Genomic DNA, 17,311 nt, shown 5'->3' with positions numbered 1-17,311 from the left:
ACATGAGTTTTTATTATACAGATATGGCTAAAAAATACATATTAAATTTATTGCTGTTAATGACGTTAACGGTATTGGGCAGTTCAGCATGGGCCCAAAACCTGATTAGCGTGAGGGGCAAGGTTGTAGATAAGGGAGATGGCTCAGGAATACCTGCCGTAACCATTATGGCGAGCACAGCAACCCGGGCAATAGGAATGACAAGAGATGATGGTACATTTACCGTAAGCGTACCCGATAACGCAACCCTAACCTTTAAATACCTCAATTATAAAGATGTTACCGTAAAGTTAAACGGTAAAAACGATCTGAAAATCGTAATGGTTGAAGATCTGACCACTTTAGAAGAAGTTAAAATTACGGTCGGTTACGGTCAAAAAACCAAAGAAACCGTAATGGGGGCAGTTACTTCGTTAAGGGGGAAAGATATACAGGATGTTCCGGTGAGTAACGTTGCCGAGCTTTTTCAGGCCAAAGTACCCGGCTTAAACATCCAGAACAACACGGGTAGCCCGGGTGCAGCACCCAGCATTAACATGAGGGGTTTATCAGGCATTAGTGTAACCGGATCAGGCGATAATGCATTTTTAACTCCTACTTCGCCATTGTTTGTGATTGATGGGGTACCTGTTGATTTAAATACCGACTATCAGTACGGATTTTCCAGCAATGGTCCGGGTATTAGTCCATTATCATTAATCCCTGCAGAAGATATAGACGAAATCCTTTTCTTAAAAGATGCAAGTGCAACTGCATTATATGGAGCGCAGGGTGCTTACGGCGTAATTTTGATCAATACCCGAAGAGGTAAATCGAAAACCCCGATTATCCAGTATTCTACCAATTTTTTCTTTAATACCCCACCTAAACTACGTCAGGTGATTGGGGGCGCTGCAGAAAGCAATTTAAGACTTTGGGAAATTTATACCTATGGTGCCAACATCTACTCGGCAAGGCAGAGTGTTGATAATACCCCCATGCTGGCCGATAGTTTAAATGCTTTTTATAACAACTCTACAGACTGGCAGAGTATTTTTTATCGCTCTACCTATAACCAGCAGCATAACGTAAATGCAAGCGGTGGTGATGACTCTTTTAACTATAAAATTAACCTGGGTTATTACGACGAAAAAGGTATACAGGAGAATACAGGTTTTACCAGGTATTCGCTAAGCATGAATACCCGCTACAAACCGAGTCCGAAATTTAATGTCAACCTCATTCTTTCCAGTAGCTTGGGCAATAGCCAGAAAGGAAGTGGTAACGGTATTCTGCAAACTGGTGTTGCTTCAGGGGCAGGTTCATCTTCACTATTACCTGGTCCAAATTTAATTAACAGCAATGCTGCCCTGGGGGCATTAATTGTTGATAACGACAACAAAGCCGGCAATATTAAAACGAGTGTAGAGGCCAGGTATGAGTTTCTTACCGGTTTGGCGGTTTCCAATATTACCAGTTACGATTATTCGATGGGCACAACAGAAACCTTTAACCCGGCCATCTTGAATAACAACGTTGCAGGTGTTTATTCTTATAATGATAAGCGGAGTACACTTTACAACAGGGCGATGGTTAGTTTCAATAAATCGCTTCAAAAAGATGTTCATAATATTGGTGCTTATGTTTTCTCTGAAGTTTATGTGCGGAATTTCCAGGCGCATGCTATTCAGCAGGATCAGTATACCAACGATCAGTACCAGGGGCCATTCGGTAGTGCTTCGGCAAGTTCGGGTGGTGGGGTATTGGATAATTATTCTGATTCGAGAGCCGCTTCACTGGCAGCAAGTTTATCTTACAACTACAAAACCAAATATCTGATTGAAGCTACATTCCGTTTGGATGGAACCTCGAGCACGGGCCTTAATGCACCATGGGCAAAAAATCCATCACTAGCCTTGAAATGGAACTTCAATAAAGAAAATTTCCTGGCCGATTCTAAATGGCTTGATGTAGGTATGTTAAGACTTTCGTGGGGTAGAAATATTGCGCCGGTTGGTAACGTATTTGATGCCAACGGAACATACGATTATTATGGCAATTATAACGGTATCCCTACCACCGCGGTCGATTTTAACAATCTTCCAAACATTAAATTATTACCAACCACAACCACACAATACAATGCAGGTTTAGATTTAAATCTGTTTAAAAACAGGATCACCCTAAATTTCGATACCTATTATAAAATGGTTGACAACCAGTTATGGGAGAAAAACATTACCACCCATAATGCCTTTACCAAGTTAAAAACCAACGAAGTAAGCAATGTTAACTATGGTTACGAACTGGCGCTTAGTTTCAGGCCATTACCAGCCAGCAGCAAAGTTAACTGGTCTGTTAGTATAAACGGAGCCTACAATAAAGAGAAAATTACAGCTCTTCCTGATGCAACCAGACAGCTTTTGTTAGATGGAGGCGCCACTGGTCAGGCCATATTGTACAGGCTGGGCCGAAATTCGTTAACAAATATCCTGTATAATTTTAAAGGGGTATTTTCTACTGATGATGATGTTCCGGTTAACCCTGCAAACGGTACACGTTACCACACCTTTAATGGTTCAACCCCGGTGTATTTCAAAGCCGGAGATCCTTATTATGCAGATATTAATGGCGATTATGTGCTCGATGCTAAAGATATGGTGGGAGCAGGTAATTCTCAGCCCTTAATTAATGGTGGTATTAGCAGTTATGCCTCTTACAAAGGCTTTTCGCTCAATGTAATTATGGCCTATACCTGGCACCGTGATATCCTGAACAATCCTTTGGCGGCAAGTTTCCAGAATTTCTCTTCTCCATTTTCAGCAAACAACTTAGTGCCGATAACGGAGTATAATATCTGGCGTCAATCGGGCGATATTGCAAACTACCCGAACCCTTACGATTATTTAAGGTACGGCAGTTACTCGGCAACCGATAAGTCTACGCAGTTTTTGCCATTCAGGTATAACCAAACCCTGTTTCAGGAAGATGGTTCGTATTTAAAACTAGCTACAGTAACCGTGGGTTACACCTTCAAGCCCGAATTAACAAAACGTTTAGGTATCACCAGTTTAAGGGTGTATGGTACGGCCAATAACATCCACACATTTAGTTTTTATTCGGGCGCCGACCCCGAAAATGTGAGTTCACTGGGCAGAGATAACTCCGGAGGTTACCCCGTGAGGAGAACATATGCTTTAGGCTTAAACATTCAATTATAAACAGGATAACGATGAAAAAAATAATATACATACTATCAGTATTACTGCTGCTGAGTGTAAATTTTAGCTGCAAAAAATTCTTAAATGTTGAGCCGCTAAGTAAGCTGTCTGGTAACAATTTCTGGAAAAATGAAAAGGATGTAGAGGGCTACGACCTGGGTTTATACCGCTTATTTAGAGAAGCTTCGATGAAGAATGTGCTTTTCGAAATCGGCGATACCCGTTGTGGGTGGGTCATCCCGTCAACAAAAGGTTATCCACCTCGTATCGATTTTGCTTATATGGCTACCAATAACCTAAAAATGGCCATCGCAGCAAGGGCTGACCGTTCTTTGCCTGGCTATGAAGCCAATGCCATTAACGAATGGTTTCAGTTAAGATCGAGGTATGATCTGATTCAAAAATGGATGCCTTTTTATAAAGTTATCCAGTCGGCCAATATTATGGTAAAGGAAGTAGAAGCCATGCCCGATGCCGCCATTTCACCGGCAAAAAAGAAACAGTTTATTGCTGAAGCCGTTTTTATGCGCTGCTTATCTTATTTCTTTTTAGTGAGGTTATTTGGTGATGTGCCTTACTACACCGATGCTTACAACCAGGAAGCGCTACCCCGCACCAATATGGTTAAGGTTTTAAAAGGCTGCTTGGCCGATTTGGGCGCAGTTAAAAATGATCTACCATGGACCTACAGCGACCCCACTTTTAAAGGCATCAGGGCCATGCGTGGCGGTGCTTTAGATTTAATGATGCACATGAATATGTGGTGTGCGGGTTTCGATGCCGCCAATGCCATTGCTTATTACAACCAGGTTGATGAACTGGGGAATGAGTTGCAGAATATCGGTGTCGAGCAGGAAAAAGCCTATCGTTTATTGCCTATCGAACAAACTTATCTCATCATGTTCGGTAAATCGCAAGAGGGACTTTTTGAGGTTCAGTTGAGTGATAACATAGGAGAATCGGTAGATGATGCGAGATATAAATACTCTTTCTCTGTGGTACATGTGCCGTTTTTTAATAGCGACAGGCCTTATAGTGAAATGGTTTATAAATCAGACTACATGAAGAAAATTTATCCCGAGGGTGGTACCGATAAGCGTAAAAGCGTTTGGTTTGATGAAACTATTTATGACGAAACAGGTACATGGCAGTTTTATAAATTTTTCAATAGAGCAGCGCTGGTTCAATCTCTTGATGATAACCCGATTATTTTCAGACTGGCCGATGCCATTTTATTGCATGCAGAAGCCCTGGCCGAATTAGGTCGTGATGGCGAAGCGGCAACTTTGCTCAATGTAATCAGGGCAAGGGCGGGTGCTGATCTTTTCCCTGCCAACCCGGGCGAGGGAAAGATAAAAGATGCCATCTTTTTAGAAAGAGGTAAGGAACTGATGGGCGAGGGGCATCATTTTTATGACCTGGTGCGCACCAAAAAAATAATAGATCCAAAATTTACGCCAAATCCACTCTCGTTTTCGGCATTTCAGGCAGGCGCATGGACCTGGCCCATCGATCCGAGTGCAACCATAAACAATCCTTATATGACTTTGAATAACTATTGGAGGTAATAAGCAATAAGCAAATAATAAGATTTAACCTATTAAAGAATAGATTCAATGAATAAGTTTAATAAAAATACAGTACTGCTAACATTTGCCGCAATCATTGTGGGTTTAGCTTTTAGCTGTAAAAAATACGAACATTATATAGACGGAGGGGTAAAAGAAGCCAAGTTTGACGGTACCATATTACAATATCTCCAATCGAAACCCTTACATTTTGATACCCTTACCCAGGTGATTAAAATAGCGGGCATGGAAAGTGTTTTCAGCAATGATAACCTAACATTTTTTGCACCCACCGATCCAACTATTGGCAAAGCGATCCGCACCTTAAATAAAGAACTCTTATCGACAGGAAAAGATACCGTAACCAAACTAACCGATATAAAACCGGCCGTATGGAAAACCGTACTTTCTTTATACCTGTTTAAGGGCACCAACCGGCTTAAAGATTATGGCCAGGTTGATACGCTGGCACTGAACACCTATAAAGGGCAGGGCTACCTTTCTTACAATAGCACGCCAATGAACATCGGAGTGGTGTATAATGATGCGGTAACCAATGCCGGAAGCGCTTCAGAAGTAAGGGTGAAATATGCGGGTTACAGGCAGTTGATGATTTCTTATATCCCTGATTTATCAAGGCCACAGGCCTTTTGGATAAATGCACTGGTGGCTTCATCCGATATCAACCCTACAAACGGGATTGTCCATGCGCTAAAAATCGAAAAGCACTCTTTTGGATTTAGCAGTAACTACTTTAATTCGATAGCAATAGAAAATGGAATTGGGAATCAATAAAAACATCAATATGTTAAGAAATAGACAAATTTTTGGTAAAAATACCATGTGGATGGCCTGTTTGTTATTGCTGGTACTTTCCGTTTCATCGTGCAAAAAGGAAAATCCCATTAGCGAAGATCCCTATGCAGGAGGTAAAGAAACATTGGGTATAAAATTCTTATCAGATGTATCCGATACAGAAGAGGTAAATGGCGCAATCCAGATCACATTCGAGGTAAATGGTTTAATGCCTTTTAAGGATAAAGTAAAATTCTACATCAACGATACCGAAGCTACCATTACTAAAATAACCGATAAAACCATTACGGTGCTTTTTCCTGTAGGTGCGAGTACCGGCGGAACTACCCTGGTGGTTGATGATCAGATCTTTTTTGGTCCGGCTTACCGTGTTGAAGGTAAAGTAGAAACAGATGCCACTTTTGCAGCCAATACCAGCGCTACCGTTATCAGGCAGATTCTACCCCTGCCCAATGGCAACTTGGTTATGGTGGGCTCATTTAATAACTACATGGCTGCTGCCACTGTTAAAAAGCCCATAAACAATATTGTATTAACCAATTCCAATGGTTTTATCACTTCAGGTTTTTCAACCGGAAAAGGTGCCAACGGTTCTATATCTTCTATTTTCAGACTGGCAACAGGTCAGTTTATTGTAGGAGGTAGCTTAACCAAATATAACGATCGTGATGGCATTAGCAGTATCACCAGATTAAATACAAACGGTTCTTTAGATTCATCGAAGGTTGAAGTAGTGGGCACAAGCTCAGATCGTTCTTACGATACCGTAGCCACTTTTAACGGTGGGGTATTGGGCTTGGTGAATAAGGTTTTTAACTATAACAACAGCATTTATGTGGTGGGCAGCTTTAATAACTACGCTGAGTATTTCTACGAACGTTCGACCAGAGATAATAAAGTGGTGGGCTATACCAAATTAAACGGTTTGTTAAAAATGAGTATGGAGGGTAAAATGGACTCTACCTATAATTTTAATAAAACGGCAAACCTGCCATATGCTGGTGGTAACGGACCGATTAGCGATGCCTTAATGCAGAGTGACGGCAAAATTATCCTGGTCGGTTCTTTTACCAATTATCAGGGCCTGAGTGGCAACCGGATTGTAAGAATCGGTACAAACGGGCTGGTGGATCCAACTTATCCCTCAGGAACAGGTGCCGATGATGCCATAAACGCCATTACCTATAGCGCAACATCGGGCAAATACCTTGTTGCTGGTGTATTTAACAATTACAATGGTTTTGCCACAAAAGGCCTAGTGATGTTAAATGCCGATGGTACGGTAGATAAAAGCCTGGTGCTAAAGTCAATCGAAGGGGGAAGCATCAGTAAAGCCTACCAGCTTAAAAGCGGTAAGATATTGGTGTTCGGATCCTTTAAAAAGTATGACGGCATCGTTAGACAGGGTTTTATGATCTTAAATCCAAACGGAAGTTTAGCTGCCGGATACAATAATACCGGTAAGTTTCAGGGCATTGTAAACGATGTGTACGAAAGTGTAGATATTTTCGGAAACCCTACCGCGCTTATTGCAGGTGCAATTTCTCTTTTCGATAACCAGCAGGTTTCAGGTGCTGTCCGCATCTCTATTAAACCATAAAATAATGTTGTTATTAAATAATCATACAATGAAAAGTAAAATAGAAAAGTCAGCATTTATAGTTAAACTAACGGCCGTTTTAGTCGTTTTAACGATTTCTATAATTTCTTGTAATAAAGAATTAGCCGACAGAAAGGATTTCTCTAACAATACCGGAGGCAATGTTATTGATGCACAGCAGCAAAAAGTATTGTACGTGATTGTGGATGGCGCCAGGGGAGAGTCGGTTTTTAAATCCCCAACGCCCAATTTATCTAAAATGATCAAAAATGGCATGTTTACCATCAATGCTGTATCGGATGAAAACGGACTCAACGCTACTTCATGGGCCGATATGCTTACAGGTGTAGACAAGACCAAACATAAGGTAATTAGCGAGGATTTTTCGAACAATAAACTTGCCGATTATCCAATGTTTTTTAAACGGGTTAAAGACAATACCAGTTTAAGAACAGCTGCTTTTAGCATATCTCCGGCACTGAGTACCAAACTGGTGACCAGCGCAGATGTAAACACTTCTTTTTCGAGCGATGAAGCCGTAAAAACAGCAACACTGGCCGAATTGGCCAATAAGGATGCGGCAGTAGTGCTGGCTGAATTTCAGGGTGTTGATAAGGCCGGTGCACAATATGGTTACGATGCCAGTGTACCGCAATATGCAACAGCCATGGGCAATATCGATACTTACATTGGCGAGCTAAATACTGTCATCAAAGCACGGCCTAATTTTAGCAAAGAAAACTGGCTCATCGTAATTGCATCCAATAAAGGGGGCGATTATCCGGTAATACCGGCTTTAATGGATCAAACCTTGTATAGTAAACCCTTGTTAAATGGCTTTGTTATCCTTTACAATCCTAATTTCAAGTCGACCATTTACAACAAACCTGCTAATTTAAATTCATTACCCTATTCAGGCAGTTATGGAAAATTAAACGGCGATACCATTGCCAGTGTTGATGCCACCAAATCGAACCTCTATAATTTTGGTACAACCGGAGAGTATACCGTAGAGTTTAAATTAAAAGTTCAGGCTTTCGGAACACAGAATGCACCAATATTTTTTAAAACAGCCAGTCCGGCCAATGGAACCACTGGCTGGTGGATTATCCATAACGGATCGAATGGTACCTGGAGGCTGGGCGGTTTGGCTTCTGCCGCGATCTCTACCCCAACCACCAAAGCCATGGAAGTTAATCAATGGTATCATATAGGCTTTAAGATCTACTTTGTGGGTACCGTGAGGTATGTGCAGATGTTTCAGGATGGCGATCCAATTGGTTCTCCAACGGTAATAACGGGCAGGAATGTAAACAATACTGAACCTTTAGTTGCCGGCTATCGTTCGGGCTATGGCAACAGTGCTACACAGTTTATAACCGACATCAGGATTTTTAATGCCGCCGTTCCCGATGCGGTTATAAAAGATTTTGCCTGCCAGGTGCTTTTAGATAGCAGACACCCCAACTATAATAATTTAATCGGTTACTGGCCGGCACTCGATGGCGCGGGTACCCTGATTAAGGACCAGAGTAAATCGAAAAGTGATTTTGTTTTCCAAAAATCTACCCAGTGGCAGAGCTTTGAAGATTACGACAATAAATTCTGTATCAAGCCAACACCAGAACTTTATAAAATAGTACCAAGAGGCATCGATATACCACGATTTATTTTAGGCTGGCTAAACATCAATGCAACAGGTTTTAACCTCGATGGAAAAGTTTGGACACCGATTTACACTAATATTTTAAAATAACTGAGCCATGAGAAGTAAAAAAATAATAGGCTTAACCTCAGCTTTTGCAGTTCTTTTGCTGCTTACCCAATCCTGTAAAAAGGATTATGGCTACTCTTTTGAAGATGGCTATAGCAAAACTGAAGTAGTAGATACTTTTGGAAACCAGGACCTGGATACCTCGAAATATAAGATTGATAGAACGCAGTTTAACCTGGCGAGGGTTTTCCCAGGTTTGGTGGCGATTTCAGAACCTCGGATTAAAAATACCAAGGTAACGCTCGACTTTGATTTTGTATATGCCAATAATGCCAACCTCAGGATTTCTGTACCACCGCAGGGCTGGTTCAGCACGGGAATGTACGCACCTGCAGGCGAACTCATCCAGATCGATGTTCCGGCGGGCGAATATGGAATGATTGCCCAAATAGGGGCATGGGATGATGATTTAACCAGCATCACTACAAAGTTAAGAGCACCCGTTATTTACACCCGCCATAACCTTGCACCAGGTAAAAACCTGATCCGCAATTTATACGGTGGCCAGGTTTATATCATTCCACCAAGAGCATTAGGCAGAAAAATAGATTTCTATTTTACGGGAACAGTTAAATCGCCAGATTTTGTGCTGGGCGAAACCACAGATGAAGAATGGAAAGCCATGATTGCCAAAACAACAGTTCCTTTTTTCGAGCTGCGTGGCAAACGCATCATTTTTACTTTGCCGCTTTCGCGTCTGGCTAAATTCCCTATTGCCAGTCCAACCGCTTTAATGCAAACTTGGGATGAGCAGATTTTACACTGCTACTGGGAATGGTATGGTTTATCAGAAAATGCCGCCGATGCCAGAGACTTAAATCCGATGTTGCCCTGGCGAATTGTTCACGACATACAACCTTCAGTTGGGGCGCAGCATAGCGGTTACCCGGTGGTAGCGATGGCCAATGATAATTATTTCGCACAGGCCGTAACGTTAAGCGGGGTGGTAGGCCAGAACTGGGGTACTTATCACGAGCTGGGACACAACATGCAGATGAACAATACCTGGAACTTTGATGGTAACGGTGAGGTGTCGAACAACATTTTCTCTTTAATGGTAACCAAGTACCATGGTTATAAGCACAGTAATTATAAACGCATGATGACTGCTGCATTGGCTTTTGTAACACCTACTGGTACCAAATCATACGCGAATGCATCAGAAGATGCTAAACTAGGCATGTTTATCCAGTTAATGGAGCGTTATGGATATAGTTTTATCACTTACCTCGCTACCGAAGCCAGGCACGCAAGGTTTACCTCCAATAACAACCAGGATAAGATCGATTTCTTTTACGAACGTTTATCGGAGTTTGCCAAAACCGATATGGAGCCTTTTTTAACCAAGTGGGGGATTACGGTAAGTGCGGTTTCCAAAGCTAAAATTCAGGCAAAATATCCATTGCTTACCGAAACCGTATGGTTGTCTGATCCAAGTAAATAATAGTTAATAATAAAATAAACCAACAATGAAGAATTATTCACTTTGTTTAAAAAAATACAGCGTATTGACCATGCTGCTGCTCTGTGCCGTTATTTTTGGTTGTAAAAAGTATTATGATCCACCGGCCGTTTTCGAGAAACAGGAGATTGTTTCGGTTAAAAAAAGAAAGGTATTATTAATCGGTATTGATGGTGCTACAGGAGAGGATGTGAAAAAAATTATGCCTCCGGTTATTGCTTCCATATTGCCCAACAGTAAATATTCATGGCAGAGCAGAAGCGATGCTCCCGTAAGCGATGCCGGAACCTGGAAAAATATCATGACGGGGATCGCCACCATCCATAAAATACAGGATAGTACCTTTATCGTTCCCGAAAGTGCCAGCGAGCATGATGCGGTTGTAGAGTATCCCTCGTTAATTGAACGTTTGCAGGCTACCCCTAAAATGAGGTATTCGGTAGCGGTTTCGCCCTGGAATACCCTGGTTGATCGCCTGCTTCTTTACGCTGATGAGCCGATTGCAGTGAACAACGATGCCGCTGCAGCGGATACGGCGGTTAAAAAAATAGGGATTAATAAGGCCGATTTAATAGTGGTCAACTTTAACCAGGTTAATCAGGCCGGGCTTAAATATGGCTACTCTGCCGATGTGCCAGAATATAAGGCCGCGGTAACGCAGGTAGATACTTACATTGGTAAATTACTGGAGGCTGTTAAAGCCAGAAAAACATATGCCAATGAAGAATGGTTAGTGGTCATTACCTCCAATCATGGTGGCATAAACAAAGGTTTTACCAGCCAGACGGAACGGGAGCGTAACTCCTTCAATATTTATTATAACCCGGCTTTTAAAAAGGTAGAAATAGATAATGTGTCTTTAACTGATGCCTTTTTGTTTCCGGCAGCTAAGGCCGTTACTGATGTAAAGGCGGTACTAAGTGCTGCTAATGCCAGCATTTACGATATTGGTAGCACAGGCGATAAAACCATTCAGATAAAAGCTCAGGTAAAATCCACTGCCGGTGCAAATCAGCATGCTGTGATATTGTCGAAATTAAACGCTTCATACGGTACTGTTAACGGCTGGGAGTTCATGGTAGAACTGAGTGCAACCTCCACCAGAAGGTTTAGAGTAGTGATGGGCTATAATTCATCAACCTTAATTTATGCATATGCACCTGCTAATTTCGATCTGAATAAATGGTACGCCATAACCCTAAAAATCTATACAGATGCAGGTAAAAGAATGGCTGTTTTATATGTGGATGGAGTGCCTGGCGCAGCAGTTGATATCACAGGAAGGAACATCGGTACGGTACCTTATGATCTGATTTTAGGTAATATTAACTCCGCAGTAAATACTTCATCATATGCCGTAAACGATATCGCCATATACAATAAAGCCCTTTCAGATACAGAAATTAAAAATTATACCTGTAGTGATGGCGTTGCCGTTGGTGATCCAAATTTAATTGGGTATTGGCCTTGTAAACAGGTAAATGGTAATAAGCTGCTTAATCAGGCACCTGTTGCGGCAGGTAAAGACCTTGTTTTTAGTGGAAATGGAGGCGCATGGAATGCCTTTGAAAAACCGGTATGTAACGCAACTGCACCATCAGGCAATACGGTTATGGCGGTTTCCAATTCAGATATTGCTTCGCAGATTATTTATTGGTTTGGGGTTAATGTAGAAGATTCATGGAAGTTAAACGGGAAATCGTGGCTGAAACTCTACGAAGTGGAATTTTATAAACCGTAAATCAACAATAGATTTTAAATCATAAATATTGATGGATCTGCATCCTTTTAAGGTATGGAGATTCATCATTACTAAAAAATATATAGATGAAACACAAATACTATATCATCATTGTAGGTATTGCCCTATGCTTTGCTGCCTGTAAAAAGTTTGCCACTGAAGCACTGAGCGATACCACTACACCAAAAGAGACACTGGATATTAAAGTGATTAACGACGATGACCAGTTGCCAGTGGCTGGGGTTAAAGTAATTATTAGTCGCCAAACTACGGGAACCGGCACCTATACGCAGGTAGATACCATTAGAACCGATAAAGACGGCCTGATCAAGACAAAATTACCCTATCCGAATAATATAAAGGTAGAAGTAGATACCACTTATTATCACAAAGGTGAGCAGGCTGTTTATTTTAATGCTGCTGCAAGTATTCTTTTGCATACTACCCCAAAGTTTGGTATGGCACCACTGAACATAGCCGTTAAGGATGAGCAAAATGTAAGTATTTCTAACTTTCCTTTATTAATTGATACCAAAGCACCGGGCGCTGACACTTATACTTCTACCGGAGGTTTAGAACATGCAGGAACTGACGGACAGCTGGTGGTATCGTTACCTTATCCAAATGTGGTAAGGGTAGTGGTGGGCGATACCATGAAGTATTTTCCCGATACACTTTTGGCAACGCTTAAAAATGTGAAGGGTGGCGCTGTAAATCTGATCGCTAAGCTTAAGCCTTTAACCGTCCCATTGGAGATTACGGTATTAGATAAAGACAATAATGCGTTACTGCCTGGTATTGATGTGGCCGTTCTGCAAAAACTGACTGGAGAAACTGATTTTAAAGATATTGGTTTATTGGGCACAACCGGCAGCGATGGAAAGTTGATTTTGAATGCTCCATTTGAAGGCGAGGTGAAAATCAGAACAACAGATCCCTCTTATTTCTTCCCTGATTCTGTAATTACCCGAATGGCTTATGAAAAAAATCGGAAAGTAACCTTAAAATCGAAAAAACTGAGTCCCAAAGCCCCTGTTGATGTGTTGGTTTATGATCAGGCAAATAATCAGATTTTACCTGGGGTAACGGTTAATGTGAGTTCGAAAATTACCGGCGAAACCGCATTTAAATTAGATACCACTGCCGTTACCGATGAAAATGGAAAATTGAGTGTACGGATACGTTTCTCTGGGGATATGAAATTTGAAGTAGTAAATGATACTTATTTTGCTTCGAAATCCATTACCGCAGTAAATACGGGTTCGGCAGCCAAGCAGGTTAGTCTTCCGCTAACGCTTAAAACTGCAACCTATCCTGAACCCATACTTTCGAATTTGATGGTGAGTTCACTGACTTTGAATAATGGAATTAGTTTAAACGCCCCTACCGATGTAGCAAACGATAAGCGGGGCAATATTTACATTTGCGACCAGAACAACAACCGCATTATACGGGTAAGCAGAAACGGCAATACGACTGTATTAGCAGGAAGCGGTACGGCGAGTAGCATTGACGGTGTTGGAACAGCAGCAACATTTAACAAGCCAAAAGGTATGGTGCTGAGCGATGCCGGCACGGAGTTATATGTTACAGAATACTCTGGTCATAAAGTGAGGAAAATAACCATTAATCCAATTAATATGGCAGGTACAGTAACGACCATTGCGGGAAGTGGAACAGCAGGTACGGCAAATGGTGTTGGAACAGCAGCAACCTTTACCAACCCTTGTGGTATTACCATAGATGAAGCGGCCGGTGCGTTATATCTAACTGATATTTCTACCAGTACAACAACTGGTAGCATTCGCAAAATAGTTTTAAGCAGTAATACCGTTACCACAATTGCTGTATCTGCATATTATCAGGCCACAGCAATTGCCCTAACCCCCGATAAAAAATATCTTTATGTAAGCGGTATGGGGAATACTGGCTATAGTTCTACAGAAAGTCAATTATTTAAAATCACACTTTCTAACAATGCTAAGTTGATTTTAAGAGGAACTAAAACTACTAGCTATAATGATCCTTCGGGGATATTTATTAGCAATGGTGGTATTGTTCTTATTAGTAATGAGAAGGCAAATTCTATATCAAAATTAACAAGCGAAATGACTAATTCCTCAACGTTTGATTTGGTGGCTGGCTCCGCTACCGATGATTCCATTACAGCATTTAATGTTGTAACTGGTACCGCCGGAAATGTTGATGGAACGGCTACCAATGCCAGGTTTAATAAGCCCTGGGGTATAAAGTACGATACTTATGGCGGCAACTTCCTCATCGCCGATCAGGGCAACAACAAAATTAGAATCATGAAATCCAGTACGATTAATTAGTGAATGTAGCGAGCTGATTAAGGGCTATCGATGAGAATGCAAAAAGGCTGTTCTCCAATGGGAGGACAGTCCTTTTTTACGGATTTCAAAATATGTAGAAATCTGGTTGGCAGTATTTTTTCAAAAAGAACGGTCGACTATATAAAAACGAGGTCTTAAAAATGGAAGATGTTGGAATATATCCTGAAAAGGTTGTTGATTTCAGATTTTCTACCTTATCATTTATAATTTTCACCCTCTTTTAAACTTGTAAAAGCACAAATTTGCCGCAACCAACATCAAAAGCCTATGTTAAGGCTCAACACAAAATGAATAATACAAATTTACCTAAACTATGAAGAAATTATTGTTCGCCGTATGTTTTCTGGCTGTAGCAGTAATGGCTAATGCACAACAGGCAGCTGATGATAAAAGAGCAATGAAAAACCTGCTCGACAAGCAGTTTGCATTTGCACAGAAACAATATCAGTTACTGGCCAAAAATACACCGGCAGACCGCATGCCAAAAACCTATTATGCCAAAAATAATAAACTGGAAACGAGCGATACCAAATGGTGGTGCAGTGGCTTTTATCCCGGTTCGCTGCTTTATATTTATGAGTATACGAGAGATTCCGGCACCTTAAAAGAAGCCGAAAAACGCCTTGCGGTACTAGAGAAGGAGAAACATTATACCGGAAACCACGATTTAGGTTTTATGATGTTCTGTAGTTTTGGCAATGCCTACCGCATTACTGGTAATGCTTTGTATAAACCAACCATCGATACGGCTGCTGCTTCGCTGGCTACACGCTACCGTCCGGCTGCTAAAGTAATCCAATCGTGGAACAGCAGTAAACAATGGAAAGGCCCGGTTATTATTGATAATATGATGAACCTGGAGTTACTGGCCTGGGTATCCGATCATGGTGGCGATCCGAAATACAAGAAAATTGCCATCAATCATGCCGATACTTCGCTTAAAAACCATTTTAGGTCAAACTATAGCTCTTATCACGTAGTAGATTACGATATGACTACAGGCATAGTACTGAGAAGAGGTACAGCCCAGGGGGCATCTGACGAATCGGCCTGGAGTCGTGGCCAGGGCTGGGGCTTGTACGGTTATACCATGATGTACCGCTTTACCAAAAACAAACACTATCTTAATCAGGCAAAAAACATCGCCAAATTTATCATCAATCATCCGAATATGCCTGCCGATCAGATTCCATATTGGGACTTTAACGCGCCAAACATTCCAGATACGTACCGCGATGCTTCTGCTGCGGCGGTGATTGCATCAGGTTTGTTAGAATTAGGGCAGTATGCAACAAAAAGCGAGCAGAAATTATATGTAAGCGAAGCAAAAAAAATGATTATTTCACTTTCATCTGATACCTATCGGGCAAAACTGGGTGAAAACGGTGGCTTTCTGCTCATGCACAGTACTGGCGCTTTACCCTTGAAATCGGAAGTCGACGTTCCGCTTAGTTACGCCGATTATTACTATCTCGAAGCGCTAATGCGCTATAAAAACTGGTATTTATAACACACATAAAATGGAAAGAAGAAAATTTATAGGAGCGCTGTCATTAACTGGCGTATTTGGGTTATTTAATCCTAATGAAGTTTTATCCGCTACAAAAATTAATAACGCTGCAAAAGGCCAATCAAAAAACGATAGAGAATATTGGTATAAACTGCTATATAAAATTGCCAGCCCGGTTGTTTCTAATTTAGCCAATGGAACACTGATTAAAAATATGCCAGTGGTTACGGCGCCAAAATTCGACTCCAGAACACCTGCTGTATCCTATTTGGAGGCTGTTGGCCGTACCTATGCCGGTATTGCACCCTGGCTTTCCTTACCTGATGATACCACAAAAGAAGGCGTTTTAAGAAGTACGCTGAAATTACAGGCCATTCAGGGATTGGATAGCTGTTTTGCAAAAAACAGTCCTGATAAACTAAATTTCAGCAAAGATTATCAGCCGATTGTAGATTCAGCCTACCTGGCACAAACTTTTTTAAGGGCACCTAAAGCTTTGTGGGAGCCATTAAAGCCTGAAACCAAGCAAGAAATTATTGCTTCGTTTAAATCATTGAGAAACAGAAAGCCCTTTAAAAATAACTGGTTGTTATTCGGTTCTATTACAGAAGCCTTTTTATTGTCGATTGGCGAACCGCATGATGAAGCCCGATTAAATGAAGGTGTAGATACCTTAAATGCATGGTATAAAGGCGATGGCTGGTATGGTGATGGCGTAAACATGGCTTTTGATTATTATAACTCTTTTGTGATTCACCCGATGATGGTGGATACACTTGCCGTGATGCTGGATAAAAAGCTTATTAAAAAAGAACGATATGATCTTGCTGTGAAAAGAATGCAGCGTTACGTAGTAGGGCAGGAGCGCATGATTTCTCCTGAAGGAACCTACCCGCCAATTGGCCGCTCGATTACCTACCGTACCGGTGCTTTTCAGGCTTTAAGCCAGATTGCCCTCATGCATAAGTTACCAGCCACTATTCAGCCTGCTCAGGTGCGTTCTGCTTTAACTAAAGTTAAACAGAACATATATGATGTCCCTGGAACTTTTGATGCAAAAGGATGGTTACAGCTTGGTTTTTGCGGGCATGACCCTGAAATAGCAGATTATTATACCTCTACAGGCAGTCTGTATATGGCTACTTTATCCTTCCTTCCTTTGGGTTTACCGGCCAGCGACGAATTTTGGGCTGCACCTGCGGCAGAATGGACATCGAAAAAAGCCTGGGCTGCAAAACCCTTCTCCAAAGATTATCATGTAGATTTTTAATGGTTTTCAATTC

Annotated in this window: 10 protein-coding genes; all 10 read left to right on the top strand. The window is 41.4% G+C overall.

Annotated features, from left to right (window positions below):
* The first annotated feature begins 2 nt into the window (after window positions 1–2).
* On the top strand, window positions 3–3,200 hold the full coding sequence (locus tag AC04QZ_RS07350) for a SusC/RagA family TonB-linked outer membrane protein (protein ID WP_478357210.1): 3,198 nt from the start codon (window positions 3–5) through the stop codon (window positions 3,198–3,200).
* An 11-nt stretch (window positions 3,201–3,211) separates the two neighbouring features.
* On the top strand, window positions 3,212–4,768 hold the full coding sequence (locus AC04QZ_RS07345) for a RagB/SusD family nutrient uptake outer membrane protein (RefSeq protein ID WP_478357209.1): 1,557 nt from the start codon (window positions 3,212–3,214) through the stop codon (window positions 4,766–4,768).
* A gap of 48 nt (window positions 4,769–4,816) precedes the next feature.
* Window positions 4,817–5,563 carry a fasciclin domain-containing protein gene (locus AC04QZ_RS07340; protein ID WP_478357208.1) on the top strand — a complete coding sequence of 249 codons (747 nt, stop codon included), beginning with the start codon at window positions 4,817–4,819 and terminating at the stop codon, window positions 5,561–5,563.
* A gap of 10 nt (window positions 5,564–5,573) precedes the next feature.
* Window positions 5,574–7,184 (top strand): DUF5008 domain-containing protein, encoded by a 1,611-nt coding sequence (locus AC04QZ_RS07335; RefSeq protein ID WP_478357207.1) that lies wholly within the window; start codon window positions 5,574–5,576, stop codon window positions 7,182–7,184.
* A 28-nt stretch (window positions 7,185–7,212) separates the two neighbouring features.
* Window positions 7,213–8,940, top strand: a complete 1,728-nt coding sequence (locus AC04QZ_RS07330; RefSeq protein ID WP_478357206.1) for an alkaline phosphatase family protein — start codon at window positions 7,213–7,215, stop codon at window positions 8,938–8,940.
* Between the two features lie 7 nt (window positions 8,941–8,947).
* A complete protein-coding gene (locus AC04QZ_RS07325; RefSeq protein WP_478357205.1) occupies window positions 8,948–10,402 on the top strand; it encodes a M60 family metallopeptidase in 1,455 nt (484 codons plus the stop codon).
* A gap of 25 nt (window positions 10,403–10,427) precedes the next feature.
* Complete coding sequence (locus AC04QZ_RS07320) at window positions 10,428–12,161, top strand: alkaline phosphatase family protein (RefSeq protein ID WP_478357204.1); 1,734 nt, start codon at window positions 10,428–10,430, stop codon at window positions 12,159–12,161.
* Between the two features lie 86 nt (window positions 12,162–12,247).
* On the top strand, window positions 12,248–14,497 hold the full coding sequence (locus tag AC04QZ_RS07315; protein WP_478357203.1) for an NHL repeat-containing protein: 2,250 nt from the start codon (window positions 12,248–12,250) through the stop codon (window positions 14,495–14,497).
* Window positions 14,498–14,831: 334 nt separating this feature from the next.
* Entirely contained in the window at window positions 14,832–16,028 is a 1,197-nt protein-coding gene (locus AC04QZ_RS07310) for a glycoside hydrolase family 88 protein (RefSeq protein WP_478357202.1), read from the top strand.
* A gap of 10 nt (window positions 16,029–16,038) precedes the next feature.
* A complete protein-coding gene (locus tag AC04QZ_RS07305; protein ID WP_478357201.1) occupies window positions 16,039–17,298 on the top strand; it encodes a DUF2264 domain-containing protein in 1,260 nt (419 codons plus the stop codon).
* Window positions 17,299–17,311: the final 13 nt, after the last annotated feature.

This window comes from Pedobacter folensis, from assembly GCF_056490665.1.
This window is presented reverse-complemented; position numbering and strand designations above follow the sequence as displayed.

Bases quoted from the DNA above. Each gene is read 5' to 3' on its own strand.
- AC04QZ_RS07320 (WP_478357204.1), top strand. From the start codon at position 10,428: ATGAAGAATTATTCACTTTGTTTAAAAAAATACAGCGTATTGACCATG.
- AC04QZ_RS07340 (WP_478357208.1), top strand. From the start codon at position 4,817: ATGAATAAGTTTAATAAAAATACAGTACTGCTAACATTTGCCGCAATC.
- AC04QZ_RS07310 (WP_478357202.1), top strand. From the start codon at position 14,832: ATGAAGAAATTATTGTTCGCCGTATGTTTTCTGGCTGTAGCAGTAATG.
- AC04QZ_RS07305 (WP_478357201.1), top strand. From the start codon at position 16,039: ATGGAAAGAAGAAAATTTATAGGAGCGCTGTCATTAACTGGCGTATTT.
- AC04QZ_RS07330 (WP_478357206.1), top strand. From the start codon at position 7,213: ATGAAAAGTAAAATAGAAAAGTCAGCATTTATAGTTAAACTAACGGCC.
- AC04QZ_RS07325 (WP_478357205.1), top strand. From the start codon at position 8,948: ATGAGAAGTAAAAAAATAATAGGCTTAACCTCAGCTTTTGCAGTTCTT.
- AC04QZ_RS07335 (WP_478357207.1), top strand. From the start codon at position 5,574: ATGTTAAGAAATAGACAAATTTTTGGTAAAAATACCATGTGGATGGCC.
- AC04QZ_RS07345 (WP_478357209.1), top strand. From the start codon at position 3,212: ATGAAAAAAATAATATACATACTATCAGTATTACTGCTGCTGAGTGTA.
- AC04QZ_RS07315 (WP_478357203.1), top strand. From the start codon at position 12,248: ATGAAACACAAATACTATATCATCATTGTAGGTATTGCCCTATGCTTT.
- AC04QZ_RS07350 (WP_478357210.1), top strand. From the start codon at position 3: ATGAGTTTTTATTATACAGATATGGCTAAAAAATACATATTAAATTTA.